Annotated in this window: 26 protein-coding genes; 12 read left to right on the top strand and 14 right to left on the bottom strand. The window is 66.3% G+C overall.

Features of this window, described 5'->3' with window-relative positions:
- Positions 1 to 214 precede the first annotated feature (214 nt).
- Genes ACZ50Z_RS11690 through ACZ50Z_RS11665 form a run of 6 tightly spaced genes read right to left on the bottom strand, consistent with a single transcriptional unit; the run spans position 215 to position 6,612 of the window.
- Positions 215 to 1,678, bottom strand: a complete 1,464-nt coding sequence (locus tag ACZ50Z_RS11690) for a class I adenylate-forming enzyme family protein (RefSeq protein WP_464483699.1) — start codon at positions 1,676 to 1,678, stop codon at positions 215 to 217.
- Positions 1,675 to 2,475 carry an enoyl-CoA hydratase/isomerase family protein gene (locus ACZ50Z_RS11685; RefSeq protein ID WP_464483698.1) on the bottom strand — a complete coding sequence of 267 codons (801 nt, stop codon included), beginning with the start codon at positions 2,473 to 2,475 and terminating at the stop codon, positions 1,675 to 1,677. Before ACZ50Z_RS11685 ends, ACZ50Z_RS11690 begins: the two co-directional genes overlap by 4 nt.
- The gene (locus ACZ50Z_RS11680) at positions 2,472 to 3,287 is read right to left on the bottom strand and encodes an enoyl-CoA hydratase/isomerase family protein (protein ID WP_464483697.1); all 816 of its coding nucleotides are present in this window, start codon (positions 3,285 to 3,287) and stop codon (positions 2,472 to 2,474) included. Before ACZ50Z_RS11680 ends, ACZ50Z_RS11685 begins: the two co-directional genes overlap by 4 nt.
- Complete coding sequence (locus tag ACZ50Z_RS11675; protein WP_464483696.1) at positions 3,284 to 4,543, bottom strand: acyl-CoA dehydrogenase family protein; 1,260 nt, start codon at positions 4,541 to 4,543, stop codon at positions 3,284 to 3,286. Before ACZ50Z_RS11675 ends, ACZ50Z_RS11680 begins: the two co-directional genes overlap by 4 nt.
- A gap of 7 nt (positions 4,544 to 4,550) precedes the next feature.
- On the bottom strand, positions 4,551 to 5,357 hold the full coding sequence (locus ACZ50Z_RS11670) for an enoyl-CoA hydratase/isomerase family protein (RefSeq protein ID WP_464483695.1): 807 nt from the start codon (positions 5,355 to 5,357) through the stop codon (positions 4,551 to 4,553).
- Between the two features lie 4 nt (positions 5,358 to 5,361).
- On the bottom strand, positions 5,362 to 6,612 hold the full coding sequence (locus ACZ50Z_RS11665; RefSeq protein ID WP_464483694.1) for a hotdog family protein: 1,251 nt from the start codon (positions 6,610 to 6,612) through the stop codon (positions 5,362 to 5,364).
- A gap of 89 nt (positions 6,613 to 6,701) precedes the next feature.
- On the opposite strand from ACZ50Z_RS11665, the gene ACZ50Z_RS11660 reads away from it, so the two are divergent.
- Complete coding sequence (locus tag ACZ50Z_RS11660) at positions 6,702 to 7,535, top strand: enoyl-CoA hydratase/isomerase family protein (protein ID WP_464483693.1); 834 nt, start codon at positions 6,702 to 6,704, stop codon at positions 7,533 to 7,535.
- Between the two features lie 11 nt (positions 7,536 to 7,546).
- Here ACZ50Z_RS11660 and ACZ50Z_RS11655 read toward each other — a convergent pair whose 3' ends face one another.
- Positions 7,547 to 8,413, bottom strand: a complete 867-nt coding sequence (locus ACZ50Z_RS11655; protein WP_464483692.1) for an SDR family NAD(P)-dependent oxidoreductase — start codon at positions 8,411 to 8,413, stop codon at positions 7,547 to 7,549.
- Between the two features lie 106 nt (positions 8,414 to 8,519).
- On the opposite strand from ACZ50Z_RS11655, the gene ACZ50Z_RS11650 reads away from it, so the two are divergent.
- Positions 8,520 to 10,046: a class I adenylate-forming enzyme family protein gene (locus ACZ50Z_RS11650; RefSeq protein ID WP_464486194.1), complete on the top strand. Its 1,527-nt coding sequence runs from the start codon at positions 8,520 to 8,522 to the stop codon at positions 10,044 to 10,046.
- On the opposite strand, the gene ACZ50Z_RS11645 is transcribed toward ACZ50Z_RS11650, so the two are convergent.
- Positions 10,043 to 10,447, bottom strand: coding sequence for a Zn-ribbon domain-containing OB-fold protein (locus ACZ50Z_RS11645; protein ID WP_464483691.1), 405 nt, complete (start codon positions 10,445 to 10,447; stop codon positions 10,043 to 10,045). The genes ACZ50Z_RS11650 and ACZ50Z_RS11645 overlap by 4 nt on opposite strands.
- The gene (locus tag ACZ50Z_RS11640; protein ID WP_464483690.1) at positions 10,447 to 11,592 is read right to left on the bottom strand and encodes an acetyl-CoA acetyltransferase; all 1,146 of its coding nucleotides are present in this window, start codon (positions 11,590 to 11,592) and stop codon (positions 10,447 to 10,449) included. The genes ACZ50Z_RS11645 and ACZ50Z_RS11640 overlap by 1 nt, the downstream gene beginning before the upstream one ends.
- A 35-nt stretch (positions 11,593 to 11,627) precedes the next feature.
- Here ACZ50Z_RS11640 and ACZ50Z_RS11635 point away from each other — a divergent pair, with 35 nt between their 5' ends.
- From ACZ50Z_RS11635 to ACZ50Z_RS11620, 4 genes are read left to right on the top strand one after another with little or no spacing between them, the layout of a single operon-like run.
- On the top strand, positions 11,628 to 12,467 hold the full coding sequence (locus ACZ50Z_RS11635; RefSeq protein WP_464483689.1) for an HpcH/HpaI aldolase family protein: 840 nt from the start codon (positions 11,628 to 11,630) through the stop codon (positions 12,465 to 12,467).
- 59 nt (positions 12,468 to 12,526) lie between these two features.
- Positions 12,527 to 13,642 carry a TauD/TfdA family dioxygenase gene (locus ACZ50Z_RS11630; protein ID WP_464483688.1) on the top strand — a complete coding sequence of 372 codons (1,116 nt, stop codon included), beginning with the start codon at positions 12,527 to 12,529 and terminating at the stop codon, positions 13,640 to 13,642.
- Between the two features lie 28 nt (positions 13,643 to 13,670).
- A complete protein-coding gene (locus tag ACZ50Z_RS11625) occupies positions 13,671 to 14,762 on the top strand; it encodes a hydroxyacid dehydrogenase (protein WP_464483687.1) in 1,092 nt (363 codons plus the stop codon).
- Positions 14,759 to 15,583 carry an enoyl-CoA hydratase/isomerase family protein gene (locus tag ACZ50Z_RS11620; RefSeq protein WP_464483686.1) on the top strand — a complete coding sequence of 275 codons (825 nt, stop codon included), beginning with the start codon at positions 14,759 to 14,761 and terminating at the stop codon, positions 15,581 to 15,583. Before ACZ50Z_RS11625 ends, ACZ50Z_RS11620 begins: the two co-directional genes overlap by 4 nt.
- Positions 15,584 to 15,599: 16 nt before the next feature.
- Here the strand turns inward: ACZ50Z_RS11620 and ACZ50Z_RS11615 are convergent, their stop codons facing one another.
- Positions 15,600 to 16,787: an amidohydrolase family protein gene (locus tag ACZ50Z_RS11615; RefSeq protein ID WP_464483685.1), complete on the bottom strand. Its 1,188-nt coding sequence runs from the start codon at positions 16,785 to 16,787 to the stop codon at positions 15,600 to 15,602.
- Between the two features lie 247 nt (positions 16,788 to 17,034).
- Between ACZ50Z_RS11615 and ACZ50Z_RS11610 the strand changes: the two genes are divergently transcribed.
- Entirely contained in the window at positions 17,035 to 17,832 is a 798-nt protein-coding gene (locus ACZ50Z_RS11610; RefSeq protein WP_464483684.1) for a TetR/AcrR family transcriptional regulator, read from the top strand.
- On the opposite strand, the gene ACZ50Z_RS11605 is transcribed toward ACZ50Z_RS11610, so the two are convergent.
- Positions 17,821 to 18,981 carry an acyl-CoA dehydrogenase family protein gene (locus tag ACZ50Z_RS11605; RefSeq protein WP_464483683.1) on the bottom strand — a complete coding sequence of 387 codons (1,161 nt, stop codon included), beginning with the start codon at positions 18,979 to 18,981 and terminating at the stop codon, positions 17,821 to 17,823. The genes ACZ50Z_RS11610 and ACZ50Z_RS11605 overlap by 12 nt on opposite strands.
- Before the next feature lie 105 nt (positions 18,982 to 19,086).
- Between ACZ50Z_RS11605 and ACZ50Z_RS11600 the strand changes: the two genes are divergently transcribed.
- Complete coding sequence (locus ACZ50Z_RS11600; RefSeq protein ID WP_464483682.1) at positions 19,087 to 20,106, top strand: acyl-CoA dehydrogenase family protein; 1,020 nt, start codon at positions 19,087 to 19,089, stop codon at positions 20,104 to 20,106.
- Here the strand turns inward: ACZ50Z_RS11600 and ACZ50Z_RS11595 are convergent.
- The gene (locus ACZ50Z_RS11595) at positions 20,085 to 20,501 is read right to left on the bottom strand and encodes a PaaI family thioesterase (protein ID WP_464486193.1); all 417 of its coding nucleotides are present in this window, start codon (positions 20,499 to 20,501) and stop codon (positions 20,085 to 20,087) included. The genes ACZ50Z_RS11600 and ACZ50Z_RS11595 overlap by 22 nt on opposite strands.
- Before the next feature lie 43 nt (positions 20,502 to 20,544).
- A complete protein-coding gene (locus ACZ50Z_RS11590; RefSeq protein WP_464483681.1) occupies positions 20,545 to 21,453 on the bottom strand; it encodes an enoyl-CoA hydratase in 909 nt (302 codons plus the stop codon).
- Positions 21,454 to 21,547: 94 nt separating this feature from the next.
- On the opposite strand from ACZ50Z_RS11590, the gene ACZ50Z_RS11585 reads away from it, so the two are divergent.
- From ACZ50Z_RS11585 to ACZ50Z_RS11570, 4 genes are all read left to right on the top strand, one after another.
- Positions 21,548 to 22,660, top strand: coding sequence for an NAD(P)H-dependent amine dehydrogenase family protein (locus tag ACZ50Z_RS11585; RefSeq protein ID WP_464483680.1), 1,113 nt, complete (start codon positions 21,548 to 21,550; stop codon positions 22,658 to 22,660).
- 44 nt (positions 22,661 to 22,704) lie between these two features.
- The gene (locus ACZ50Z_RS11580; RefSeq protein WP_464486192.1) at positions 22,705 to 23,316 is read left to right on the top strand and encodes a nitroreductase family protein; all 612 of its coding nucleotides are present in this window, start codon (positions 22,705 to 22,707) and stop codon (positions 23,314 to 23,316) included.
- On the top strand, positions 23,292 to 24,251 hold the full coding sequence (locus tag ACZ50Z_RS11575) for a TIGR03619 family F420-dependent LLM class oxidoreductase (protein ID WP_464486191.1): 960 nt from the start codon (positions 23,292 to 23,294) through the stop codon (positions 24,249 to 24,251). The genes ACZ50Z_RS11580 and ACZ50Z_RS11575 overlap by 25 nt, the downstream gene beginning before the upstream one ends.
- 379 nt (positions 24,252 to 24,630) lie before the next feature.
- A complete protein-coding gene (locus tag ACZ50Z_RS11570; RefSeq protein ID WP_464483679.1) occupies positions 24,631 to 25,827 on the top strand; it encodes a cytochrome P450 in 1,197 nt (398 codons plus the stop codon).
- On the opposite strand, the gene ACZ50Z_RS11565 is transcribed toward ACZ50Z_RS11570, so the two are convergent.
- A complete protein-coding gene (locus tag ACZ50Z_RS11565) occupies positions 25,824 to 26,870 on the bottom strand; it encodes an Acg family FMN-binding oxidoreductase (RefSeq protein ID WP_464483678.1) in 1,047 nt (348 codons plus the stop codon). The genes ACZ50Z_RS11570 and ACZ50Z_RS11565 overlap by 4 nt on opposite strands.
- Positions 26,871 to 26,951 lie beyond the last annotated feature (81 nt).

The following is a 26,951-nucleotide window of genomic DNA, read 5'->3' as shown; positions in this document are numbered from 1 at the left end:
TCCACTGCGCCTCCCGCGCTCGTCAGAACGTGCCGATGTTGGCGAGCATCCAGTAAAAGAAGGCGACCAGCCCGCACATCACTACCCAGGTCACCGCGATTCGAATCAGTTCCTGCCACATGAGACCCTCCGGTCGAAGCAACGTCGTGCCCCAAACGTTAACATCACTCTCAGTAATGAGAACAATCGTTTCCGCAGTGCACCTCGTGGCGGGTCAGGCGTCCGCGAGCGCCGCCAGTTTGCGTTTGACCACCTTGCCGACGTCGTTGCGGGGCAGCTGTTCGACGAACACGATGCGTACCGGAACCCGGTAGGGCGTCAGGCGCTCTCGACACCACGACACGAGGCGGGCTTCGGAGACCGAATCATCGCCCCTGACGACGAACGCCCACGGCACCTCCCCAAGCCGCTCGTCGGGAACGCCCACCACGGCGGCTTCCCGCACGCCATCAGCGGCCAGAAGCACGTCCTCCACGGTGCCGGGAAACACCTTGAGGCCACCGCGATTGATCATGTCCGATACCCGGCCGTCGAGCCACAGGAAGCCGTCGTCGTCGAACCAGCCGAGGTCGCCGGTGTGGAACCAGCCGTCATCGGTGAGCCGATCCAGGAAGGCCGGATCGATGTTCCGGGCGGACGTGGTCGGCGTGCGGACCATCACCTCGTCGTCGGTGATCGTGACATCGATGCCGGGCAGCGGCCTGCCGACTGAACCCAGTTTGGTCTCGCCCCACTCGCGGGCGTCGGCGGCCGACCAGCCCACCACCTCGCCCCCGAGTTCGGTCTGGCCGTAGGAGTTCAGCACGATCACGCCGAACCTGTCCCGGAATCGGCCCGCCTGAACGGGCGACAGGGGAGCGGTGATCGACCGCACTATCTTGAGCGGGGAGAGGTCCGTGACCGAGTCGTCGTGCAGGACCATGGTCAGCGCTGCGGGTGGCAGCACCGTGGATCGCAGCCGGTGCCGGCGGACCAGCGCGGCGAAATCGGACGGAGAGAATCGGTCCATCAGCACGACACCCGACCCGGCCCGGAAGGCGAACAGGACCTGGTAGATGCCGGCCCACAGCGACAACGACAAGGGCACCAGGTTCGGCATGGGTGTCCGTTTCGTTTGGGCTGAAGCGGATTCGGAGCCCGATTTGCCGCCGCGAAGTTTGGCCAGCAGCCGGTCGATCAGATCGAGCACCGTGGTGTGACGCAGCGGCACCGGTTTGGGCGGACCCGTCGTGCCGGATGTGAACTGCAGCAACGCCACATCACCGTCGTAGGACCGGGCGTCGGCGGGCTGGTCTGACGATGTGGCCGTCGTCCACGTCAGCGCGTCCCCGGTGACGACCGGCAGTTGATAGGTCGAGAACCTTTGTACGAGTTCGGGAGTGGTGATGACGGCAACGGGGCGCAGCGTTTCCAGTTGGGCGACGATTTCGGCGTCGGCCGCTCTCGGATTCAGCGGTGTGTAGACGCCGCCGGCGTGCCACGTGCCGAACAGCGCGGCGATGGTGGTGGCGTCGTTGGGCAGCATCGCGGCGACCACCTGGCCCGTCCTCAGGCCGCTGTCGGCGAGCAGCATGCCGAGTTGTTGGGCGCTGGCCGACAACTCGTCGCGCGATACCTCAGCCGCGACCGTGTGCACCGCGACCTCGGGCAAACCGTCCAGCAGCGCCGCGAGGCTCACGAACCGGCCTCCAGCGGGGCCCAATTCGGGGTGCGCTTGTCCGCGAAGGCGAGGGGGCCCTCGTTCTGGTCCGGATGTCCCCACATCGACGTCAGGTGCTTCGCACCCTCGCGGCACGCGTCGGTGAGGCCGTATTCGAGGGCGCCCCACAGCGCCCGCTTGGTGGCGCGCATCGCCGCGGGCGAGTTCTTGGCGATCTTCTCGGCGAGCTCCTGGGCGACGTCCCGCAGCCTGTCGGGCGGATCGACCACCTGACTGATCATGCCGAGTTCGTATGCGCGCTGGGCGCTGAGGCGTTCGTGGCTGCCGACGAGCGCCATCCGCAGCACGGCCTCGGCGGGCATCTTGCGCATCAGTGCGATCGTCTCGAGCGCGCTGACCTGACCGATGGACACGTGGGGGTCGACAAAGGTCGCATCCGAGGACGCGATGACAATGTCGGCGTCGGCCACCCAGTGCAACCCGCCGCCCGCGCACACGCCATTCACCGCGGTGATGACCGGCTTCTCGACATTGCAGTGCCATGCGCTCAGCTTCAGGTCCAGCGTGCGCATGGTCTCCTGAAATTGCAGCACGGATTCGCCATCGAGTTCTTCGACGTCGGCGCCGACCTGAAAGGCTCGGCCGTTGCCGGTGTGCACGATTACGCGGACGTCGGGATCGGAGTTCAATTCCGCCCAGGCCCTGGGGAATTCCTCGCGCATCACGACGTCGTAGGCATTGAGACGGTCAGGCCGGTCGTTGATGATCCAACCGACGGGACCGCGCCGCTCGACGATGAGTCTCTGGTAAGTCATGACACCTCCGCTGCGTCCGCCGCCGGTTGCCACCGCGGCATGCGCTTCTCGCGCCACGCCCGGACACCCTCCGCATGGTCGGGGTGGTTGCGCAGCCGCCAGATCTCATCGGCGGCATCGCTGCGTGCCCGGGTCATGCCGACCTCCAAGGAGCGCCAGAGCGCCTTCTTGGTGGCGCGCATCGCGGTCGGCGAATTGGTGGCGATCGCGGCCGCGAGTCGCCCGGCCGCCGCGCGAAGGCGGTGGGCAGGCACCACCTCGGACAGAACCCCCAACTCGTAGGCGCGCCGCGCCGAGAGGCGTTCACCCTTGCCGCTCAGCGTCATTCGAAGAATCGCCTCCATCGGCGACTTGCGCGCCAGCGTGATGGCCTCGTAGGCGACCGCCTGGCCGATCGACACGTGGGGGTCGACGAACGACGCGCCCTCGGCCGCAATCACGATGTCGGCGTCGGCCACCAGATGCAGACCGCCTCCCGCGCATACCCCATTGACCGCGGCGATCACCGGCTTCCAGACGTCGCAGTGCCAGGACGAGATCTTCAGCTCGGCGTCTCTGGTTCGGCGGGAGTGACGTCGCATGGCTTCCTTGTCCCGCGCGACCTGGACCACGTCCATTCCGGTGCAGAACGCCGTGCCGTTGGCGGCGTTGACGATCACGCGGACGTCGGGATCGGCATCGAGTGCTGTCCATGCGGATTCGAGTTCGTCGAGCATCAGGGCGTCGAAGGCGTTGCCGGCGTCGGGCCGGTTGAGGATCAGCCAGCCGACGCCGTCGGACGTGGACACGTTCACCCGCTCATAGGGCCTCATGAGCGGGGAATGTCCTTCCAGGGCTTGCCTTTCCAGGGGTCAGGCTCCTTGGGTAAGCCGAGGACGCGCTCGCCGAGGATGTTTTTGTTGATGTCGGTGGTGCCGCCCTCGGTTCCGTTGGCGAGGCTGCGCATCATCCCCTGGACATCCCGGGGCAGCATGTCCGCATCGTCGGTGGCGGGCCAGGCGACCGCCGCCGTACCCAGCAGATCGACCATGAGGTCCTGGATCGACTGGTTCAGCGTGGCCTGGTGCACCTTGCCGATCGACGACGCCGCGCCGGGTGACTGGCCGGCTGAAAGTGCAGCGCGCACACGCTCATTGGTCCAGCCGCGGACCTGCTCTTGGGCCCATAGGTGCATCACCTTGTTCCGGATCACCGGATCGGCCCAGCGTCCGGTCTCCTTGGCGAGGGTGATCAGCCGTTCGGCGCTCGAGCCGCCGAGGCGGCCCATGCCGCCCGAGCCGGAGCCGGACACCATCTGTCGCTCGCTGGACAGTGTCGACGCACTGACGCGCCAGCCGTCGTTGACGTCGCCGACGCGGTGAGCGTCGGGCACCCGTGCCCCGTCGAGGAAGACCTCGTTGAATTCGGCCTCGCCGGTGATCTGGCGGAGCGGCCGCACCTCGACGCCGGGCTGGCGCATGTCGAGCAGGAAGTACGTGATGCCTTGGTGTTTGGGCCGGTCGGGGTCCGTGCGCGCCAACACGATCGCGAAATCGGCCTCATCGGCCCATGTGGTCCACACCTTCTGGCCGGAGATCACCCAGTCCGCGTCGTCTTCCGGGCCGTCGCGTACGGCCCGGGTGGCCAGTGAGGCGAGATCCGAGCCCGCCCCCGGCTCGCTGAACAACTGGCACCATTTCTCCTCGTTACGCACGATCGGCGGCAGGAACCGTCGGCGTTGCTCCTCGGTCCCGTGGCTGAACAGTGCGGCGGCGGCGTTGTTGAGCCCCAGTGGGTTGAGCCGCGCGAGGCGCAGCGGCGCGAGCACGTGCTCGATGGCGCGCGCGACGTCGTTGTGGACGCCGAGGCCGCCGTGCTCGGGTTGCCACGTCGGTGCCACCAGGCCCGCCCCGGCGAATTGCGGGTACCACCGGCGGTAGTCGTCCGGGCTGCGGACGGCCCGCAGTGCGGCGGCCCCCTCGGCCGCGGCCGACCGCCACGAGGCGGGAACCTCGGCATCGATCCATCGCCGCACTACCGCGACCGCCTCGTCGGCCGGTGTGTCCTGGGTGATCGGAAGCTGTGTCATGGTCTCTTCAGCGGCCCGTGAATTCTGCGTGACGTTTGTCGCGGAAGGCCGCCAGCCCCTCCTTGAAATCATCGCTGCGGCTGGATAATTCGAGCGCCAGCGCCTCATTCTGGAGATGCCGGTCGAGGTCGAGCCCGTTGGCGCTGTGCAGCAGCCACTTGGTGAGCCCGAGCGACACCGTGGGCGCTTCACCGAGTTGTGAGACGAGTTGCTCTGCGACCGAGTCCAATTCATCGGAAGCGCAGACGCCGTGGATGATGCCCCACTCGGCGGCCGCGGCCCCGGTGATCTCGTGACCCAACATCAGCAGCTGTCGGGTGCGTACCAACCCGATGAGCCGTGGCAGCAACCAGGCCGCACCGCTGTCGGGCGTGAAGCCGCGGGCCATGAATGGCTCCCAGAACCGGGCATCGGCGGCGGCGACGCAGAAATCCGACGCCAGCGCGATGTGGAAACCCAGCCCGGTCGCCCAACCGCGGACCACGGCGACAATGGGCACCTGCGTCTGAAGCATCAACGGAATCAGCCGATTGGCCTTGTTCGGCAGGCGGCGCTGCGTGCTGCCCACGCGTGGTTTCCGTTCGGATTTCGCGTTGTTGGCGATCAGGTCCGCGCCCGCGCAGAAGTCGGGTCCGTCGGCGTCGATCCTGATGACCCGCACCGATTCGTCGATGCCGGCGTCGGCGAGATGGGCGATCATCGCGTCGAGCATGACGTCGTTGACGGCATTGCGGCGGTCGGCGCGGTCGAGGGTCAGCCGCAGGATCGGGCCCTGCTGTTGGGCCAGAAGGCCTGGGACACTGCGGTAACTCATGTGCTCAGCGCTCGGCGAACTGTTCCGTGACGGCGGTCAGCAGCTCGCTCAGGTTGGCCGCTCCGCCCGGCGGGTCGGGCAGGCGCACGGGTCCTCGGTCGCGGCTGGGCAACAGGATGGTGGCGTGTCCCGGCGCGGTGACCTGGCCGCGGTGGTTGGTCGCCGCGAGCTCGAGGTCGACCGCGGGGCGTTCGCCGTCGGCGAGGTACTTGCGGGCCACGGTGCCGGTGATCGTGTGGACGTCGCCGACATAGTTGAACAGACGAAACTCGCAATCTAGCTTCCACAGCCAGGCGTCGTCACCCATCCAGTCCGTGCACAAGTGGATCAGCCACGTCTCGCGCATGCGGCCGTAGTCGAACGTCGTGGGATTGCCGGCGTTGCGCGCGGCGTCGGGCTCCCAGTGCACGCGTTGCTGGGCATCGGGAACGCCGTATTCGTTGGGGGTATAGAAGCGGGGGATGCGCCGGCGGTTGCGCCAGGCCAACCGGAGCGGTCGCACGCCGTACATGCCGGTGCCCATGCCGACGTGCCAGCAGACCATGTCGGTGACCGTCAGCGGGCCCTTGGTCAGCGCCCCCATCTCGTCGCCCTCGCTGACGTCTTCCCACCATCGCGGGTCGGCGCCGCGCGGGCTTTCGCGCGCGTAGCGTTCGTCGAGCTCGGCGATCTCCTCGGCGGTCCACGTCTTGAGCTCGACGGTGTCGTATTTCTTCCGGCCGCGTGCCTTGCTGCGCTCGGTGCGAATCATGTTGCGGTACTGGCCGCCCAGGATAGTGCCCTCGTCGTCGCGGAATACCTGGGCGGACCACTCGTGGATGGCGCGGTCGGCAAACTCGCTTTTCTTGTCCAGCGCGGCCACCAGGGCATTGCGTCTGAAGATGCGGTGGTTGGCGCGCAGTGGCGCCCACCATTCCCGAGTCGATGACGCGTAGAACGCGTGCACCCCGCGCAGGGGGTCGCCCTTGGTCAGTGCGCGATCCTCGTCGGAGAGCGTGGTGACTTCGTCCTCTCCGATCAGCGTGTCGCCGCCGACGAGGGCGGGCGGGGCGACAGACTCTCCCCATACAGATTTCGCGGCGTATTCCGGATCGGCCCACAACGGGTTGGCGTCACCGTAGCTTTCGGCGACGTGACGAAACGTGTCCTCGTTGGGGCGGTAGTAGTGCGGCGGCTGCGTGTGTGGGACGGCGATGCCGATGGTAGCCCGCAGCCTGGCCAATCCCTCGTCGGTGATCAGGCCCGTCTGCCCCATCGGATTGCCTCCTCGTTGTGGCCCGCGTCGTAGCCCGGACAAGGTGGAAATTAAGATACCCGAAAAACGGAAACGCCGTTAACGCAGGGGTGAACGCGATGTCAGACGAAGCATCCGGAATCGTGTGTGCGATCGGCGCCGACGGCGTCGCGCGGATGACAATAGATCGCCCGGAAGCGGGAAACTCGTTGTCGCCCTTGGCGCGTGACGCACTCACCGAGGCATTCATGCGGGCCAATGAGAACCCCGCCGTCCGCGCGGTGCTGTTGTGCGCCACCGGCACTCGGCACTTCTGCGCCGGTGCCGGACTCGCACTGCAACCGGCCGGTGCGGGCGCTGCGGCCGAGTCGACACCACGGCGCCCGGGTGACGTCGCGCGGATGCTTCAGCAGGGCTGGCAGCGGCTGGTCGCCTCCATTCTCGACTGCGACAAGCCGGTGATCGCGGCGGTCAAGGGAACGGCCGCCGGGGCGGGGGCGAGCCTGGTCCTGGCGTGCGATTTGGTAGTCATGTCAACGGAGGCAAGGCTTGTCGAGGCGTTCGTGCATCGCGGGATCCTGCCGGATTCCGGTGCCATCCACCTGCTGACGAGAATCGTGGGTTTGCGCAAGGCGACCGAACTGCTGATGCTCGGTGAGCCCGTCGACGCGGCGGCGTGCGAACGCCTCGGACTGGTCAACCGCGTGACCGCGCCCGAGGACACCGACGCGGTCGCCGAGGAGCTCGCGGCCCGCTTGGCCGGGGGTCCGACGGTCATGCTGGCGCTGACCAAGCGGCTGTTGTCGGTGTCGTCGGAGTCGGATCGGCACCGCGCGTTCGAGCAGGAGGCTTGGGCGCAGGAGCTGGTGTCGCGTACGGCGGACCTCCAGGAAGGGCTCGCGTCCTTCGCCGAACGCCGCACACCCAAATTCCTCGGCCGCTGACCTCCGACGCGTCAGCTCGCGGTCGGCCCGCCGCGGATGGTGAACGTGGCGCTCTCGTCGATCTCGTCGATCGACGCCGCCACCGACTCGGGGGTCAGCGACGTGTCTTCGACGCCCTTGGTGACGCCGATGAAGACCCGTGACACCTTTCCCGCGCCCACCGAGTAGATGTGCGCGGTGCGGTCGCACGACTGATGGCACAGATAGACCACGACGGGCGTGACGAGTTCGGGCTGCATGGACTTGCCGGCCTCGCCCATGATGTCTTCGGTCATTCGCGTCAGCGCGATGGGGGCGATGGCGTTGATGGCAATGCCGTTGCGGGCGCCCTCGATGGCGAGAACGTGCATCATGCCGATCAGGCCCATCTTCGCCGCGCCGTAGTTTGCCTGACCGAAATTGCCGAAAAGACCGGTGCCCGAGGTGGTTTGGACGATCCTGCCGTAGTTCCGTTCCCGCATGACCGGCCACACCGCCCGAGTGACGTTGAACGCGCCGTCCAGGTGCACGGCCATGACGGCGTCGACTTGCTCGGCGGTCATGTTCTTGAACGCGGCGTCGCGCAGGATCCCCGCGTTGTTCACCAGCACGTCAACCTGTCCGAAGGCGTCCATCGCGGCCGCCACGATCGCCGCGCCGCCCTCCTCGGTGGCCACCGAATCACCGTTGGCGATCGCGGTGCCCCCGGCCGTGGTGATCTCGTCGACCACGGCTTGGGCCGCCGAGATCGAGGCTCCGCTGCCGTCCACCGAACTCCCGAGGTCGTTGACCACGACCCTGGCGCCGCGCCGGGCTAGTTCGAGCGCATGGCAGCGGCCCAGTCCGCCGCCGGCCCCGGTGACGATGGCCACCTGGTTGTCGAAAGTCATTGAATGCATGGGGAGAGGTTACATTTACCTAATCGAGAACGATGATTTGCATCGGAGGACACCCATGACTGGCCCGATCGACCTGCTCCAACAGGCGCGGCGACGAGCCGAAGAACTGCGGCCCCGTTATCGCGCGGCCGGTTTCTGGGCGGCGGAGCCGGGCGACGTGGTCCGGTCGGCCGCACGCCGGCACGCCGACCGGCTCGCCGTGGTCGAGCGCGGCACCGAACTGACCTATGGCGAGCTGGACGGGCGCATCGATTCGGCCGCCGGCGCGATGGTCGATGCCGGCGTCGGCCCGGGCTGCGCGATGGTCCTGGTGGTCGGCAACGACGTGGACTCAGTGGTGTCGATTCATGCCGCGCTACGCCTCGATGCGGTGGTGCTGGTGGTGCCCCGCAGCGCCGGGGCCGCGCAGCTCGCCGACATCCTCACCCGCACCGGTGCGCGATACGGCGCGGCCCCGAACTGGCCGATGATCACCGAACCGGAACTGTCGACGCGTTGCCGTTGGATCGAACTCGGGCGTGACGACCGGACGCGCCCGCGCCGGCCCTCACACCCGGTGCGGCCCGCGGATGAACCGTGCTTCGTGCTGTACACCTCGGGGACAACCTCTCGGCCGAAGGGCGTCATCCACTCGCTGAGCACGTTGGCGACGGCATCGAAGAATTACGTCGCCGCGGCGGGACTCGGTTCCGACGATCGGATCTTTTTGATCAGCCCGCTCGCATCGGTCACCGGCGTCCTGCAAGCCCTGTTCATCGGGCCGATGCTGGCGATACCGGTGATCCTCGAAGACCGCTGGGACCCGCCGGCGACCTGCGAATTCCTCGTCGCGTCGGGCGCGACGTGGTACGGAGGCCCGGACCGGCTGCTGGATCGGATGCTCGACGAGGCCGTGGCCCGCCACGCCGCCGTTCCCTTACGCGCGGCGTATCTCGGCGGCACGATGCTGGACCGGCGGATCGTGGAACGCATCGAAGACGATTTCGGCATCGTCGTCATGCGCGCCTACGGGGCCTCGGAAATCCCGGTCAGCACCTCCGGCCTGCGAACCGAATCCCGAGACGTGCGCCATGGCGACGACGGGGTGGCGCTCGACGAGGTCGAGGTGCGGGTCGGTTCCGCCGCCGAACCCACCGAGTGCTGCATCAAGGGGCCGCACACCTTTCTCGGCTACACCGACGCCGAGGACGACCGACACGCGTTCGAGGGCGAATGGTTTCGCACCGGCGATGTGGCAGAAGTTGTCGACGGCCGACTCCGGATCGTCGGTCGGATCAAGGACATCGTGATCCGCAACGGGCTAAAGATCGCGGCCGCCGAAGTGGAGGAAGCGGTCTCGCGGATCGCCGGAGTGCGCGAATGTGCCGCCTACTCCGTCCCCGACGCCACCACCGGTGAGCGACTGGCCATCGCGGTCGTGCTCGAACCCGGCATGAAACCTGGCCTTGAGATCTCGCTCGCGGCAGTCACCCGGGCCCTCGTCGCGGCGGGGCTGCCGAAATACAAACTGCCCGAAGAGCTTGTGTTCTGGGACGAGCGCCTTCCGGTCAACGCCAACGGCAAGGTCGACCGCGCCGCACTTGACGTCAGGTCGGCCGGGCGAGAGCGGCTGCTCGCCGACCGGCTTGCCTAGCCGGCAGCGGGATGGAAGACGGGGACGACGAATCCGTCTTCGTCGTCGCGGAAGGCGAGCACCAATTCCATGTCGGCGCACAAATCCTCGATGCGGCAATTCTCCACGATCGTCATCAACCGCGGCCCCTCCTCGAGGTCCACCATCGCCAGGACGTACGGCGTGCGAACGTCGAAAGGCGCGGCGTTGCGGTGAATGACACTCCACGTGTAGAGCCGTGCGCGACCGGTGGCCTGCACCAACTCGACGTCCCCACCCCAACAGTGCGGGCAGAACGGCCGGGCGTACAACGATGACTGACCGCAGGATCGGCAGGCGTTCACCGTCAGCTTGCGCTCCTGCACGGCCGACCACCACGCCTGGCCGTCAGCGTCGATCGTGGGTCGATCCGGGGCCGTCATCACTGTCTCCCGAGAATCATTGTGGCGCTGTGGGTAAAGAAGCCGCCCATGGCGTGCACGCACGCCAGCCTGGCCCCGCTGACCTGGCGCGGTCCGCATTCGCCGCGCAACTGTCGCACCGCCTCCACCATCAGGAACATCCCCCGCATGCCCGGGTGACAGGACGCCAGGCCGCCGCCATCGGTGTTGGTCGGGAGCGCGCCGCCCGGACGAAGTGCGCCGGACTCGATAAAGGGTCCCCCGTCCCCCTTGGCGCAGAAGCCGAGGTCCTCCACGGTCAGCAGGACGGTAGACGTAAAGGAGTCGTAGAGCTGGCATACATCGATGTCGGTCGGGTCGACGCCCGCCCGCGCGAACGCGGCTGGACCCGAGCGGGCCGCGGGCGACGTCGTGAAATCGGGCCAGTGGCTCATGCTGACGTGCGACGTCGCGTCGGCCGCCCCGAGAATCCAAACCGGTTCCTTCGCACAATCTCTGGCCACGCGCTCGCTGGCCAGCACGACCGCACCGCCGCCGTCGGTCCGTAGGCACACATGCTTGGTGGTGAACGGATCGGCCAACATCGGCGCAGTCGCGACGTCCGCGACGGTGATGCGGTCCCGCTCAAATGCGTTCTCGTTCATGGCCGCCCACTCGTGGGCCGCGACGGCGACTTCGGCCAGTTGGTCGACAGTGGTGCCGAATTCGATCATGTGGCGCCGGGCCGCCATGGCGTACTTGGCAATCAACGTGGGGCCGTAGGGCGCCTCGTACTGCAGCGCGCCACCCGTTCCCATCGCGGCAGTTGACGCGCGCACCTGGCGCTTGACATCGGAGCGCGCGGTCGATGAATAGGTCAACAGCGCGACGTCGATTTCCCCGGCCGCGATGGCGGCGGCCGCATGACCGGCCATCACCTCCCACGACGATCCGCCGACATTGGTTGCGTCGACCCAGGTGGGTCTCAGGCCCAGGTACTCACTGACTTCGACGGGGGGAAGCAACGTTCCGTGCCCGCCGAAACCGTCGATGTCCTCCTTGGTGAGCCCGGCGTCCGCGACCGCCCGTCGCGACGATTGGGCCATGAGTCCCATGGCGGTCTTATCGGGTACCCGGCCGCACTCGGACAGGGCTGCCCCCACGATGGCGACGCGGTTCGACGACATAGCTAATGGTTATCACATTGACATCGCGCCCGATAATGGCCATTGACGATATTGTGGAAACGTTATTCTCGGTCGGCTACCGTGTGCCTATGACAACGGCGCTGCGGGACGCGTTGCGGGGTGAGGGGCTGGTGCTGTGCCTGGCGCTGCTCAATTCGCGCACCCCTGATGTTCCCGCGGTCGCGGCCGCGTGCGGCTACGACGCCATTTACGTCGATCTCGAGCACACGCCCACGTCGCTGGACACCGCGCAGATGCTTTGTGTGAGCGCTCTCGGTGCGGGAATTTCGGCCTTGGTGCGGGTCCCGTCCCACGATCCCAGTGTCATCGCGCGCGTGTTAGATGGCGGGGCGGTAGGAATCATTGTGCCGCACGTTAATTCGAAGGAAGAGGCGGAAGGGATCGTGCGGGCCGCACGCTTCCCGCCGATAGGCAACCGGTCGATCTCGGGCCCCAATGCGGTCAGCGGATACGCGCCGCGGGGAGCGCCGCAATTGGTGGGGCTGCTCGAACGGCGCACCGTCGTGGCGGTGATGATCGAAACGCCGGACGCGGTCGAGGCATCCGACTCCATCGCCTCGGTCGACGGGGTCGACATGATCCTCCTCGGGCCGAGCGATCTGACGGCCGAAATGGGCATCCACGGACAGTATGAGAATGAGGATTTTCATCGTGCGGTAGAATCGGTCGCGGCGGCTTGTCGTAGTCACGGCGTGGCGTTCGGTATCGCCGGAATCAAGTCGGTTGACCTGCTGAATCGGTTCGTGGGATTGGGATTGCGTTTCATCTCGGCGGGCACTGACATCGGGATGATGACCGAGGCGGCGACGACTCGTGCGCAAGCGCTTCGCGGACTGCGAAGCCCCCCGCGATGACCAGTGCGCCGAATGACACCGAGTAGCCGAAAGCGACGCCAACCCAACAGGAGGACCGGATGCCGACAGCCATCTACACCGAACGTGTCACCGACCCCATGGCGTGGACAGGCGCGGACTTCGCGAGCAAGGATGCGTTCGCCTTCGACCTGTCCGCACGCAATGTGGCTGCGCTGGAATCGATCCTGGCCAAGACCGCGAATAAGGACCGCGACGACATCACACCGCAGGACGCGCGACACCCGGACCTCGACGACGATCTGGCACGGCTTTACCAGGACCTCATGTTCGGCAAAGGCCTGGCCTGCGTGCGTGGCTTCCCGGTCGAGCGGCATTCGATCGAAGACCTCGAACGCATCTACTGGGCGTTCTGCACGCACCTCGGCTATCTGGTGTCGAACAACTCCTTTGGCCACCGCATGGTGCGCGTCCAGGAAGAGATCCTGCCCGGCGGAGTCCAACCCGCTCGCGGCACGAAGTCGCGCGCCGAACTCGCCATGCACAACGACGCCGCCGACATCTTGTCGCTGCTTTGCGTCTACCCGGCGGCCCAGGGCGGTGAAAGCCAGTTCGCCAGCGGCCCCGCCGCGCACAATCGGATCCTGGTCGAACGCCCCGACCTACTCGACGTGCTCTATCAAGGCTTTCCACACCACCGGCGCAGCGAACAGCCCGACGACCAGCCCGATATCACCCCCTACGATGTTCCGGTCTTCTCGCAGATCAACGGGCGGATCTGCATCAACTTCACCTACAGCAGCATCTTGCCGGCGATGAAGACCCTTGGCCGTGAGTTCACCCCGAGACAAGAAGAGGCCATCGAGCTGCTCCGCAACATCCTCGTCGACCAACAGGTCGAATTCCGTTTGGAATCCGGGGAAGCGGCCGTGGCCAATAACTTCGCGATGTGCCACTCCCGGTCGGACTTCGTCAGCAGCGACGACCCCAAGAAGGCCCGTTGCTTCCTGCGCGCCTGGATGGAGGTCCCGCGCGAGGATCGCCGGCTGCCGATCGGTCGCGAGTACTTCCACATGGAGAACAAGGATCTGCGCCTCGGATACGACGTGGTGCCCGGACGTGACGGCGCGATCGCGCGTAACGACTACCGCAACGTCGACGCCGCGCTGGCCGACATGTTCAAAGCGGCGCAGGCCAAGCCCAAGGCTCGGCCATGACGGCCGGTGCGAAAGGCGCCCCGAGGAGATGACCGACGCGCCACGGCCGCGGTTGGTCGTCGAGCGGTGGACTGACCCCGCCGCAGGGGACATCCTGGAAGGCTCCGGCATCGACATCGTCAAACTCGATCTCGTCGCGCCGGCCGAACGAGCTTGGGCGGCACTCGAGTCCGCACACGGCTACCAAGTCGCCACGCGAACCGACGTTGCTTCGGTCGCCGACGGGGCGCAGTGGTTGGCCGGCAAGGAATTGGTGGCGCGCTGTTCGTCCCTGCTCGCCGTCTGCTCGGCGGGAGCCGGATATGACGTGATCGATGTCGATGCGTGCACCCGCGCGGGGATAGCGGTGTGCAACAACTCCGGTCCGGGCGCCGAGGCGGTGGCCGAGCACGCGCTGGGATTCATGCTCGACCTCGCCAAGAAGATCACCGTCTCCGACCGGGCGCTGCGAAGTGGTCCGCTGGGCGATCGGCAGTCCCTGCGTGGAAGTCAGCTGCTCGGCAAGACGCTCGGCGTCGTCGGGCTGGGCGCCATCGGCGGCCGTCTCGTCGAGCTGTGCGCGCCGCTGGGCATGGAGGTGCTGGTCTTCGACCCGTATCTCGACGAGGCGGCCGCACAGTCCCGCGGCGTGCAACGGGTGACGCTCGGCGAGCTGGTCGAGCGGGCGGACTTCGTCCAGGTGACCTGCCCGTTGACCAGCGAGACGCACGGACTCATCGGCAGGACGCAGTTCGCCGCGATGAAGCCGACCGCCTTTTTCATCACCACGGCGCGCGGGCCCGTCCATGACGAGGCGGCGTTGTTCGACGCGCTGGTCAACGGCCGGATCGCCGGGGCGGGTCTCGATGTGTTCCACGAAGAGCCGCCGCGCCAGGACAACCCCCTGTTGCAGCTCGACAACGTCGTGGCCACACCGCACACGGCGGGCATCACGGTGGAGGCCGCGCGCGACATCGCCGTGGCGACCGCCACGCAGTGGCAGACCATATTCGAAGGACGGATGCCGCCTCGCCTGCTGAATCCGGATGTCTGGCCTCGCTACTGCGACAGATTCCGTGACATATTCGGATTCAGCCCGAGTGCCACAACGGTTTTGGAGAATGGGAGCCGCGTCAGGTGACACACTACGACACGATCGAGGTCGAGGTCAGGGGACATACCGCCTGTGTGACCCTCAATCGTCCTGAGGTGCTCAACGCGATCAACGACGAAATGATCGCCGAGTTGGCGGTTGCTTATGCGGAAATCGAACGGTCGCAGGATATCTGGACCGTCATCATCACGGGAGCCGGCCGTGCGTTGTGCGTCGGGGCGGATGTCAACAAGGCCGCCGACCACGACATGGAGAACGCGGCGGGGATCGATAACCAGGGCGAGCCCGTTCTCAGTTCGATGCGGCAGTGGGACGCGCCGCAGGAGGCGACGCCGCCGTGGCTTCAGATGACCAAGCCGATCATCTGCGCGGTGAACGGCATCGCCTGTGGTGCCGGAATGGACCTCGTCACAACGGCGGACATCACCGTCGCCTCCGAGCGTGCGACGTTGATGGACCCGCATGTCAGCATCGGCGTGACATCCGGCCGTGAAGGGGTCAGGCTCGCCCGGATACTTCCGCTACCGGTGGCCATGCGGCTGATCTTGATGGGCAAGCACGAAAAGCTCGATGCGCAGCGCGCTTACGACTTGGGTATCTTTACCGAGGTGGTCGCGCACGAGGCGCTCATGGCACGCGCCTGGGAGATCGCCGACGTCGTGAATTCGAATGCGCCACTGGCGGTGCGGGGTTCACGAATGGCCGTCCGCAAGGGGCTGACGATGCCCATCTACGAGGCGGAACTGCTCGCCGAGAACTACCGGATGAAGGTGGCCCTGACGAAAGATGCCGTCGAGGGCCCGCGTGCGTTCCTCGAGAAGCGCAAGCCGGACTGGCAAGCACGGTAGCGCTCGGGCCGGCGCGCTACACCATCCCGAAGAAGTTCTTCGCGTTGGTGGACAGGACCTTTCGCTTGGTCGCCTCGTCCAGGCCTTCCGTCGCCTTGTTGGCGACCTCGGTGCTGTGCGGCCAGTTCGTGTCGTTGTGCGGATAGTCGGTTTCGAACATGAGCTGGTCCTCACCGACCAGATCCAGGATGCGGAAGGCGACCGGATCGCCGAAGGTGGAGAACCACACTCGACCGGGTACCTGGGTGCTGGGCGGTTCGGTCAACAGAGGGTGTATCCCGCCCCATGCCCGCCGGTCCTCCCAAACCTCGTCGACGCGCTGCAGGTAGTAGGGGATCCAACCCGCTTGCGCCTCGGCGAACGCCAGCTTGAGGTCGGGGAACTGCATGAGCTTGCCGGAGAACAGCCAGTCGACCAGAGCGATAGTGCAATTGACCGCCATCAGCGCGCTCGTCACGACATGGGGGGAGTCGGGGGAGGACTTGGTGAGCGACGAACTCGACCCGATGTGCAGCATGATGCCGACCTGGCTTCGTTCACATGCGGCGAAGAACGGGTCCCAGTAGCCGCTGTGAATGGACGGCAGATCGAGACGAGCGGGCAGCTCGGAGAAGCACACGGCGTGCATGCCCTTGGCGGCGACCCTGTCGACCTCCTTCGCGGCGAGTTCGACATCCCAGAGCGGGATGATGCCGAGGGGGATCAGCCGACCGTTCGAGCTGCCGCCCCACTCGTCGATCTGGAAGTCGTTGTAGGCCTCGACGCAAAGCCGCGCGAGCTCTTTGTCCTTGCCGTACAGGAAGCGCTGACCGCAGAAACGGACGAGGGTATTGGGGAAGCATGCCGATGCCTCGATGCCGGCAATGTCCATGTCCGCGAGTCGATCCGCCGCACGATAGCAGCCGGGACGCATCTCGTCGTAGGTGATCGGATCGGTGGTGAGTTCGTCGATTTCGTAGCCGGCGGCCGCGCTGATGAGCGGGATCGGGATCACCGCGTCCTCGTAGCGCCAGATGTCCGCGTCTCGGCCGCCGTCGTCCTCGACAAACGCGACGTCGGATGTCACGGAGGGATCCATGCGCCCGCGGGTGCGAACGATCCGCGGTCCGATGTCGCGATAGCGCTCGGGCAGGCGGCTGGTCCAGAGATCGGCCGGCTCGACGAGATGGTCGTCCGGCGAGACGATTAGGATATCTGCGCTCAACGCTGCACTCCTTCGGGAACGGCCCGTGGCTTCAATTCGCGGCACACCGATACAGAAATGAGAATGACCGTTTCCACGGTACCGCATCAGGTCGGTCTCGCGCGCGGGGCGTCGCCGCCAGCAGCACTCAGGGTCGTCGACAGGCGCGGTCAAAGCCGGCAACAAGCACTTACGGCCAGTGAGAATCAACATACACGTGTAGGTAGATCGCACATTTTCCGTACCGGGCGCGTATTCTTACCGCATTATGCCTACGAAGAAGCCCGCCGGTTCCGACTTCGAAACCGGCTTAGAACTAGTCGATACCGAGGTCGAGGCGCCAGGTACATGGCAGCAGCGCACGATCGAGCGGCGGTTGAGCACTGCCAGAGCGCGCGCCCTCGCCCGCAGTTCGAGGTTTTTGGCCACCGCGCTCGAATTGGTGGAGGAGTCGGGCAAGGCCGACTTCACGATCCAGACGCTCATCGACAGGTCGAATCTGAGTCTGCGGGCCTTCTACCAACATTTCGCGGGCAAAGAAGAACTGATGTTGGCGCTCTACGAGAACGTGACAAGTCAGTTCACCGAGGACATCCGGCAGGATGTCGCCGCGGCCAATGGTCCGATGGAGCAACTCGAGGCCTTCTGCCGCGGCGTGCTGTCGCGCGCCGAGTCGTCGGAAGCGGTCGGCGGCCGGGTCATGACGATCTACAACCTGAGCCTGGAAATCGAGCGGCCCGACGACTTCGCCAAAGTCTGGGAACCGCACCTGAAACTGCTGACGAAGATCATCACGTCGTGCGCTCGGGCCGGACTGGTACGCACCGACCTGACCCCCGCGCAGCTGACCACGTTGCTGAACACCACGCTTACCGCGCTCGCGCAGATCGGTGTTTTTCATCTGGGCGGCAAGGGGTCCAAGCTGACCGAGGACCAATTGTGGGCGTGGTGCAAGCAAGCTGTCACACCGCCTGTCGTGGATGCCAAGACCAAGGCCGCGCGCAAGGCCACCCCGCGTTCGGCGTCGGCCGGTCGGGCCGGGCGGCCGAAGAAACTAACGGGGTAGGCCGAGCCCGCGTTGGGCGATGATCGTGCGCTGGACCTCGCTGGTACCCGCGTAGATCGTGGTGCCCAACGAGAACCGCAGTGAGTGGTCGAACCGCCCGCGTTCGGGGGCGGTCGGCTCGAGGTAGCTGCGTAAGCCGTCGGCGCCGACGAGTTCGACCACGTCCTGGCTGGCGCGTTCGAGCGCCTCGGTGCTGAAGACCTTGGACATCGGCCCCTCGGCCACCGGCGCCTCACCCCGTTCGACCATCCACACGCACCGCCGCTGCAACAGCATCGACACCTCGGCCTCCATTGCGATGCGAGCGAGCCGGCGTCGGACATCGGTTTTCACGATGGGCGGGGAGCCGTCGTCGGCGCGACTGGTGGTGGCCCAATGCTCGGCATGTTCGAGCAACCGAATGAGGTGCGGGCCCCACCCGGATGCGTGCTCGTCCTGCAACGACAGGCCGAGCACCTGCCACCCGCCGTCGACGTCGCCGATCCGCCATTCGTCGCCGATGCGGACATCGCTGTAGAAGGTGATGTTTGTGCGTTCTCCGGAAAGGGTCCACACGGCCTGTGCCGCAAAGCCATCGGAGTCACACGGCACCAGAAACATGGTCAGGCCCTGGTGCTTGGGTTTGTCGGGATTCGTGCGCGCGAGTAAGAACACAAAATCGGCGATGTGCCCGTTGGTGGTGAACATCTTGGAGCCGTTGATCACCCAGTCGTCACCGTCGCGCACGGCCTTGGTGGCAGCCGCCGCGACATCGGACCCACACTCCGGCTCGGTGAAGCCGAGAGCGATGGTGATGTCGCCGCTGATCGCACCGGCCAGGATGCGATCCTTCAACGCCGCGCTGCCGACCTCGCGAATGATCGATGCCACCATCCTGGTCGTCTCGGAGAGGTACACCGGCGCGTCAAAGCGCATAAGTTCCTCTTTGACGACCTGGTCGTCCCACGCGTTGCGGTCCTGCCCACCGAACTCGACGGGCCACGCCGGCGCGAAGTAGCCCTTCTCGACCAGGCTCCTGGCGAACGCGTCGTCGTGCGCGACGCCGCTCCGATAGATGCGTTCCTCGAATTCGGGAGTCAACGTGTCCTGAAGGTGGGCACGGATCCCGTCGCGGTAGGTCGCGGTATCTGCGGCGAGCTGAAAATGCATGTCTACACGCCAATCTGTCGTCGGACGGGCCGGGCGGTGTCACTAGCGGGAATGTTAATCTCAATTTTGAGAGTAACCATATTCGCACGTGATGGGACGACAATCGTGGACCTGAGCCTGACGGGCGAACAGACGCAGTTGGTGGATTCATTCGCCGCCCTGTTTGCGCGTGAGTCGACCTCGCAGCGAGTCCGGGCGGCCGAGCCATCGGGCTTCGATCCCAAGCTATGGAAAGCGTTGCGCGAGACCGGGATAGTGGAGATGGCGGTCGGCGAGGCCGCGGGCGGATGGGGCGCCTCCGAGCTGGAACTCGCGCTGATTGCCGAGCAGTTCGGCCGGGCGGTCGGGTCCGCACCCGTCATCGAAGCCCAGGTCGCCGCCCGACTGCTGACCGAGTCCGGCGAGGCCGCCGCGGGGCTGTTGGGCGCGGCCGTCGCCGGTGATCAGCTGGTCTCGTTCGCGCCACGCGCCGGGCGCGGTGGGCAGCTGAAACTGGTACCCGCCGGGGCCGTGGCGGACCATGTCATCGCCCTTGCGGATGGGCGACTGCTGGCGGTGCCGATCACGAACAACCGCACTGCGGTGGGAAACCTCGCGTCAATGCCGCTGGCGGACATATCTATTGAGAACGAGCCGATCGTCCTCGCCGAGGGCGCTCGGGCGCGCGACCTGTTCGACGCCGCGCTGGACCTCTGGCTCACGCTGACGGCCGCCGCGTTGGTGGGTGCGGCCGCGAAGGCCGTCGAGATCGGCGTCGAGTACGCCAAACAACGTCACGCGTTCGGCGCCGCGATCGGCAGCTTCCAGGCGGTGTCCCACCCACTGGCCGCCAGCGCCACCGCCGCCGGCGGAGCGCGGTTGCTGGGGCTCAAGGCGGCGTGCACATTTGCCGATGAGCCCGGTCGCGTTCGCGAATTGGCCGCCATGGCGTTCGCTTTCGCCTATGAGGCGGCCCGCGACGCCACTCGGTGTAGTCTGCACATCCACGGCGGATACGGGTTCGGCATGGAGGGCGACATCCAGCTGTACTATCGCCGGGTTCGGGGGTGGGCCATGGTGTTCGGCGAACCCGCCGTCGCCTTGGACCGGGTGGCCGACGCGCGCTATGGAGTCGCCGCGGAGTGAACAGCATCGCGACGTTCGAGGATCGCGAAGCTCAGCGTCGCGCGCGCCGCAAGCCGGTCTCGGCCCACGTCGACGACGTCGACGCCGACAACGATCGTGCGTTTTCCCGCGCGGACCAACGTGGCGGTCGCGCGCGCGGGGCCCTCGACGATCGGCGCCAGGAAATGGATGGACATGTCCGCGGTTCCCGCGCCGTCGCCGTCACCGGCATATTTGACCGCCAGGCGCCCCGCGGCGACATCGATGAGCGTGGCTACGAGTCCACCCTGCAGCGCGCCGCGAAGGTTCCGCAGGTCCGGCCGGTTATGCAGGTCAACGACGACCGATTCATCGGTGTCGACGACGTCATAGAACGGCAGCTGGGCGAAGAGATGCCCCGGAACGGTGACGCTCATAGGGCGCGACGCCGCGGGTGAGTTAGTGGTCATCCGCGCAACGTTAGACGTCGGAGCGGACCTGATCTTTGACGGCCAAGGCAACCGGGGAAGCGGTCCGCCAGTTCGGTACCCCTTGCTCCTCGCCCGCGGTCGGCATCTTGTCCTCGCGGATCTGGGCCCAGTGCGAGTGATTCAATTGGTGCAACGCGAAACACGATTGCAGCGCATTGTAAAAACCCATGTTGTCGACCGACTGGTTGACCGACTCCTTGATGAGCAGCGCCGCCATCGTGGGCACCGTCGTGATGCGCCGCGCCAACTCGAGCGTGCGCTCGGCGAGTTCGTCGCGCTTGAAGATCTTGCTGACCATGCCGAGCCGGTAGGCCTCGTCGATCCCGATCGCGTCACCGGTGAGCATGAGTTCCTTGGTGCGCCGCGGCCCGAATTCCCAGGGATGGCCGAAGTATTCCATGCCGCACATGCCCAGGCGCGTGCCCACCACATCGGCGAAGCGCACCTCTTCGCTTCCCACGATGAGGTCGCAGGCCCAGATCAACATGAGCCCTGCCGAGAACACGTCGCCGTGCACCTGGGCGATGGTGATCTTGCGTAGGTTGCGCCAGCGCAGGTTGTTCTGAAAGAAGTAGTGCCATTCCTGCAGCATGGTCCGCTCCGCGCCATCGCGCGTGCCGCCGTTGACGGTCACGGTGGGGTGCTGTCCCGCTCCCGGGCTGAACTCGGCGCGCGCCTGCTCGGAGCCGATGTCGTGTCCGGACGAGAACATCGGGCCCTCGCCGGCGAGGACGACGACGCGGACGGTGTCATCGGATTCGGCGCGCGCAAACGCCTCATCGAGTTCGACCAGCATGCCCCGATTCTGGGCGTTGCGTTGGTCGGGGCGGTTCAGCGAAATCCGGACGATCATGCCGTCGTCGAAAGTCTCCCACTTCAAGAATTCGTATTCGCTCACCGTTTTCCCCTTACGTCTGCATCCGGTAATGGTGTTATCAATATATGAGAAGGTATGTTCTCACGGTCACCGGTGATGACCGGAAGGGGTGCAGATGGCGGAAGGTCAAGGCAGGCCACGAGTAGTCCTGTGGGGTCCGGGCCAGGTCGGCGTCGGTGCGTTGCGTGCCCTCATCGCGCACCCGGGCCTGGAGCTGGCCGGCGTGGTGGTGCATGCCGAAGCCAAGGAGGGCAAGGACGCCGGCGACCTGTGCGGAATGCCCGCGACCGGCGTCATCGCCACACGGGACATCGGTGCCGCACTGTCGATGGACGCCGACGTGGTGGCGTACTTCGCGTCGGGTGACTATCGCTACCACGAGGCGGCGCAGGACATCGCGCGCTGCCTGCGCGCGGGCAAGCATGTGGTGTGTACTTCGTTGGTGCCGATGTGCTATCCGCCCGCTGCCGACACGGAAACGGCCGAACTGCTCGAGGCCGCGTGCGCGGAGGGCGGCACCAGCTTCTTCAACAGCGGCGTCGACCCGGGCTGGGCGAACGACGTGATCGCACTGACGATGACGGGCTTCAGCAGTCGTGTCGATCGCATCACCATGCTCGAGATACTCGACTACGGCCCCATCGATCAACCCGACATCATGTTCGAGTTCATGGGGTTCGGGCATGCCCCAGACCACCCCGCGCCGCTATTCGACCCCGAGCGGCTGGCCGCGTTGTGGGCTCCCACCGTGCACCTGGTTGCCGACGGCGTCGGGCTCCCGCTCGACCGCGTTGACACGTCCATCGAAAAGTGGTTGGCCACAGAGCGATACGAGGTTGCATCGGGCTGGATCGAACCGGGCACCATGGGAGGTATGCGCTTCAAGCTCGCCGGCATCGCGGACGGTGAGGAGCGCGTCGTCCTCGAACACGTCACTCGCATGGGCGATGGTTCCGCGCCGGATTGGCCGCGGCATCCCTCACCGCACGGGGGTTATCGGGTCATCGTTGACGGCCTGCCCACCTACACCGTCGATATCGAGATGCACGGGCGCGGGAACAACATGCGCGGCCTGACCTACGCGACCGTGATGCGTGAACTCAACGCCATCCCCGCCGTGATGGCCGCCCCCACCGGGTTGCTGTCCACCCTCGATCTGCCCTTGGTCACCGGTCCGGTGCGCGGCGGTACATGGCACGGCGTGCTACCCGCGAAGGCGAAGCGGTGAACGGGCGACCGGTCCCGCAGACGTCGGCGGATCTGTGGGAAGTCATGCGGACCGCGTCGGCGGTGCGGCGCTACCGCGACGAGCCCGTCTCGGACGAGGCGATCGACATGTGTCTGCGCGCGGCGAGCTGGGCTCCGTCCGGAGGCAATCAGCAGCCGTGGAGGTTCGTCGTACTGGAATCGAGCAGTTTGCGCGAGGTGGTCACCGCGGCCGCCCACACGACGTGGGATGTGATGACCGAGTTCTATCGGCTTTCGATGCCTGAGCACGAGGCTGACGACCCGAAATCGCGGGTGCTGCGAGCGATGGCTGAGCATATGAGCGTCGGTGGCGCGGCGCCTGTGCTGGTGCTTTTCTGTGTCCAGCCACAGCGGGGGACCACCGAACTACAGCAGGGAGGGTCGATTTTTCCCGCCGTTCAGAACTTCCTATTGGCGGCCCGCGCGCAAGGACTCGGAGCGGCGATCACCCTGTGGCACGGGTCTTGCGAGGATCAGCTGCGGTCCATGGTCGGAATTCCTGACGACTGGAAGATCGCGTCCCTACTGACGGTAGGGTGGCCCAAGGGCAGGCACCACCCGGTGCGACGCAAACCCCTCGGCGAGGTAGCGGCCATCGACACGTGGGATCAATGCTGGCGGAAGACAACCCCATGACGACGCGCAATCCGGAAATTTCCCTGTATCTCCGGACGTTCACCGACGGCCCTCACCACGATTGGCGCGCGACGCTGGCATCGGCGCGGGCCATGGACATCGCGGGCATCGACCGTGTCGTGGTTTCCGACCATGTGGTGTTCGGCGAGAACCTCGAGGCCTACGCCGATCCGTCCGTGGGTGGGTCCTCCGGCGGCCGCCAGCCCACCGGGCCCGACGGAAGCTGGCTGGAGCCCCTTACCGTCCTGACGGCGATCGCGGTCACCACCGAGCGGATCCGGCTCGGGACGTCGATACTGCTGGCCGCCCTGCGGCGGCCGGCCGTCCTGGCCAAACAACTCGCGACACTCGACGTGCTCTCCGAGGGTCGCGTCGATCTCGGCGTCGGGGTGGGTTGGCAGCGAGAGGAATACGACGCGGCCGGACTCTCGTTCGCCCATCGCGGTCGGCTGCTCGACCACACCCTGGACGTTTGCAAGACGTTGTGGACCGAGCAGCGCGCTTCCTATGACTCACCCGAGCTGTCCTTCGACGGGATCCACCAAATGCCGAAGCCGGTGCAATCGGGCGGCGTGCCGTGTTGGATCAGCGGCACGGTGAACGATGCGGTCGCGCGGCGAATCGCGAGATTCGGCAGCGGGTGGATTCCCTGGGGCTCTGCGTTCGCTGACCTTCCCGGCGCAATAAAAGCCATGAAAGACAAGGTAATTGCGCACGGCGGCGACCCCAGTGATCTACAAGTTCAAGGCGCCACGCGTGCCGTCAAGGGCGATGATGGATCAATCGACTACGCGGCGTCGACCGCCCCGGTACCGGCTCTGGTCGAAGCCGGAGTCACCGATATTCGTTTCACCCTGGCAATACCTGCGGACGGCGATCGGGCAGTCGAGGTGCTCTCGCCGCTCGTGGACACGTTCCGCGACGTCACGCGGTGATTCAGCGTCCGTGCCCTTCATCGCCGCGTCGTCGCGCTGTCATACGGATGTCGAATACGATATGACTCGAGGAACTACCTCGGCGAGGCTTCTGCCGACCTCGAAATCGCTTGGACGAGTGCGCTATCCGTTGCCTCGTCGAGGCGGCGTCTGATCTCCGGGGGCACATACGCGACCGTCGATTACGGCGCTCGAGCAAGCCGGCTGGCGTTACATTTGTCTGTGCTAGTGTAACCGCGTTGTCGCAACGGGCCGACGGGAAAGTGATGACCGCTGAGGAAGTCGTGCGTTCCGGGATCCCCGCATGGATCCGCAACGATGCCGACGCCGGCAATGGCCCCAACCAGCTCAACAGCCCCGCAGTCCCGATGGAGTTTTGATGACCGTACCGACCGCCCCGGCGGAATCTGACCTGTACTACGACCCGTACAACATCGACCTCAACATGAATCCCTATCCGGTGTTCGCCAGGATTCGGGAAGAGGCGCCGCTCTACTACAACGAACAGCACGACTTTTACGCGCTGAGCCGCTACGACGACGTCAACAAGGGTGTCATCGACCACGAGACGTTCATCTCCGGGCGCGGGGCACTGCTCGAGATCATCAAGTCGGGCATGGAAATACCGCCGGGCACACTGATTTTCGAGGATCCACCGATCCACAACATCCACCGCAACCTGCTGTCGCGGGTTTTCACACCGCGCAAGGTGCTTGCGCTCGAGCCGCAGATCCGCGAGTTCACCGCGCGGTGCCTCGATCCGCTGGTCGGGTCGGATCGGTTCGACTTCGTCAACGACCTGGGAGAGCAGATGCCGATGCGCGTCATCGGCATGCTGCTGGGGCTCCCCGAAGACCGGCAGCGCCAGATCACCGACCACGGTGAGGAAACCCTGCAGGGCAAGACGGTCGACGCGCTGGCCACCGGTGAGGTGTTCGCGGAGTTCATCGATTGGCGCGCCGAGCACCCGTCCGACGACATCATGACCGACCTGCTCAACGCCGAGTTCGAGGACGAGAACGGCACGGTGCGCAAGCTGCGCCGCGACGAGCTGTTGATGTATTTGACGGTCATCGCCACGGCCGGCTCCGAAACCACCACGCGGCTGATTGGCTGGGCCGGTAAGACGCTGGCCGACTATCCGGACCAGCGCCGTGATCTGGTGGAGAACCCGAACCTGATTCCGCAGGCGATTGAGGAGATCCTGCGGTGGGAACCGCCGGCGCTACAGATGGCCCGCTACGTCACCCGTGATGTCGAGTACTACGGACAAATCGTGCCGGAGGGTTCGGCGATGCTCATGCTGGTCGGAGCGGCCAATCGCGACCACCGTCGGTTCGCACCGGACGGTGACGTCTTCGACATTCACCGGGAACAGCGCTCGCACATGACCTTTGGCGCCGGCACGCATTTCTGCATGGGCAACGCGCTGGCCCGGCTGGAGGGCCGCATCGCGCTGGAAGAGATCCTCAAGCGCTTCCCGGCCTGGGAGGTCGACTGGGCCAACGCGGTGCCGTCGGAGACCGCCGCTGTCCGTGGCTGGGCGGCCATGCCCACGTTGGTTTCCCGTCCCTAACGTGGAGTGCATGTCGCTCGCGCGTCTGACCATTGCACGACGTCGGAGAGCGCGCGCCGCGGCGTGGGCGGCAAGGCGGCTGCGCTGTCCGCAGCCCAACCCACCCGCAGCAGCATCTGTGGATAGCCCCGCGCGCCCCACACGTCGTCGCGGACGGCGTCGCGCGTTTCCGGGATTTCCAGGGGCTCGGTGATCGGGCAAGACGCCAGTCCCATCGCCGTCGCCGTGAGCAGCAGCGCGCTGGTGGCCTCACCGACGCGGAGTTGAGCCAGACGGTCGTCGGCCTCGCTGCCGAGCACCAGGATGACGGCATTGTCGTCGGCGGGTGAGGTGCCCGGCGGCTGCGCCAGGCCTGGTCCGGCGAAGATGCGGCCGGGTATCGGCGCGCCGCAATCGTGTTCGGGGATGTTGCGGGCCGGCACGCCGGCCCGCGACTCGTATCGACCGCTCCACCTGGCTAGTTCGACGAGGTAATCGCGGTCGGTCGCGTGGGCCAGCGCGGCTTGCTTGACGATCTCGTGCAGCCTGTCCCGGGCGTCAACGACGCGCAGCGTCACTCCCATCCGAGCGGCCACGGCAGCCATCGCGACGATTTCACTTGCCGTCACCGGGCGCGCGCTGTAGGTTCGCCGATCTGTTCGGCGCCGCGGGATTGTGTCCGCCAGGATGATCTCGGTGCGATCGGGGGAGTGCGGGGACACCTCGATGGCGGCGAGGTGGCTGGGATCGGCCGGATCGGGTAGGCGGTGCACGTCGGCGCGCCAACCCAGCGCCGCCAAAGCGACCACGCAATGATGAAGTGCTGCACCGCAACTCAAGATCAGGTCCCGGCCGTCTGGGTCGGTGTTGGGTAACTGCATGCCCGGATCGGCGTAGAGGTGCAGGCTCGTGCGGTCCACGCGCCACCGCCACGGCTGCGTGTTGTCGATGGAAGGGGCCCGCGTGGCCAGCGTAAGGACCGCCTCGATGTCCTGAGCGTCGGGGAAAAGCCGAAGGGCGCCGCCGCTTTGCCGATGATCTTGTTCTCTGACCGTGTCCCACACGACTGCCTCCGGGTTTTCGGCGAGCGATCCCTCTTGCGTTCGGGATATATAAATGAATAATATCCTCTAAATAGACGGCGA

The sequence above is a fragment of the Mycobacterium sp. NTMscope_MAC_269 genome (assembly GCF_976985695.1).
Note: the sequence above shows the minus strand (reverse complement) of the source record. Positions and strands in the feature narration are given on the sequence as shown.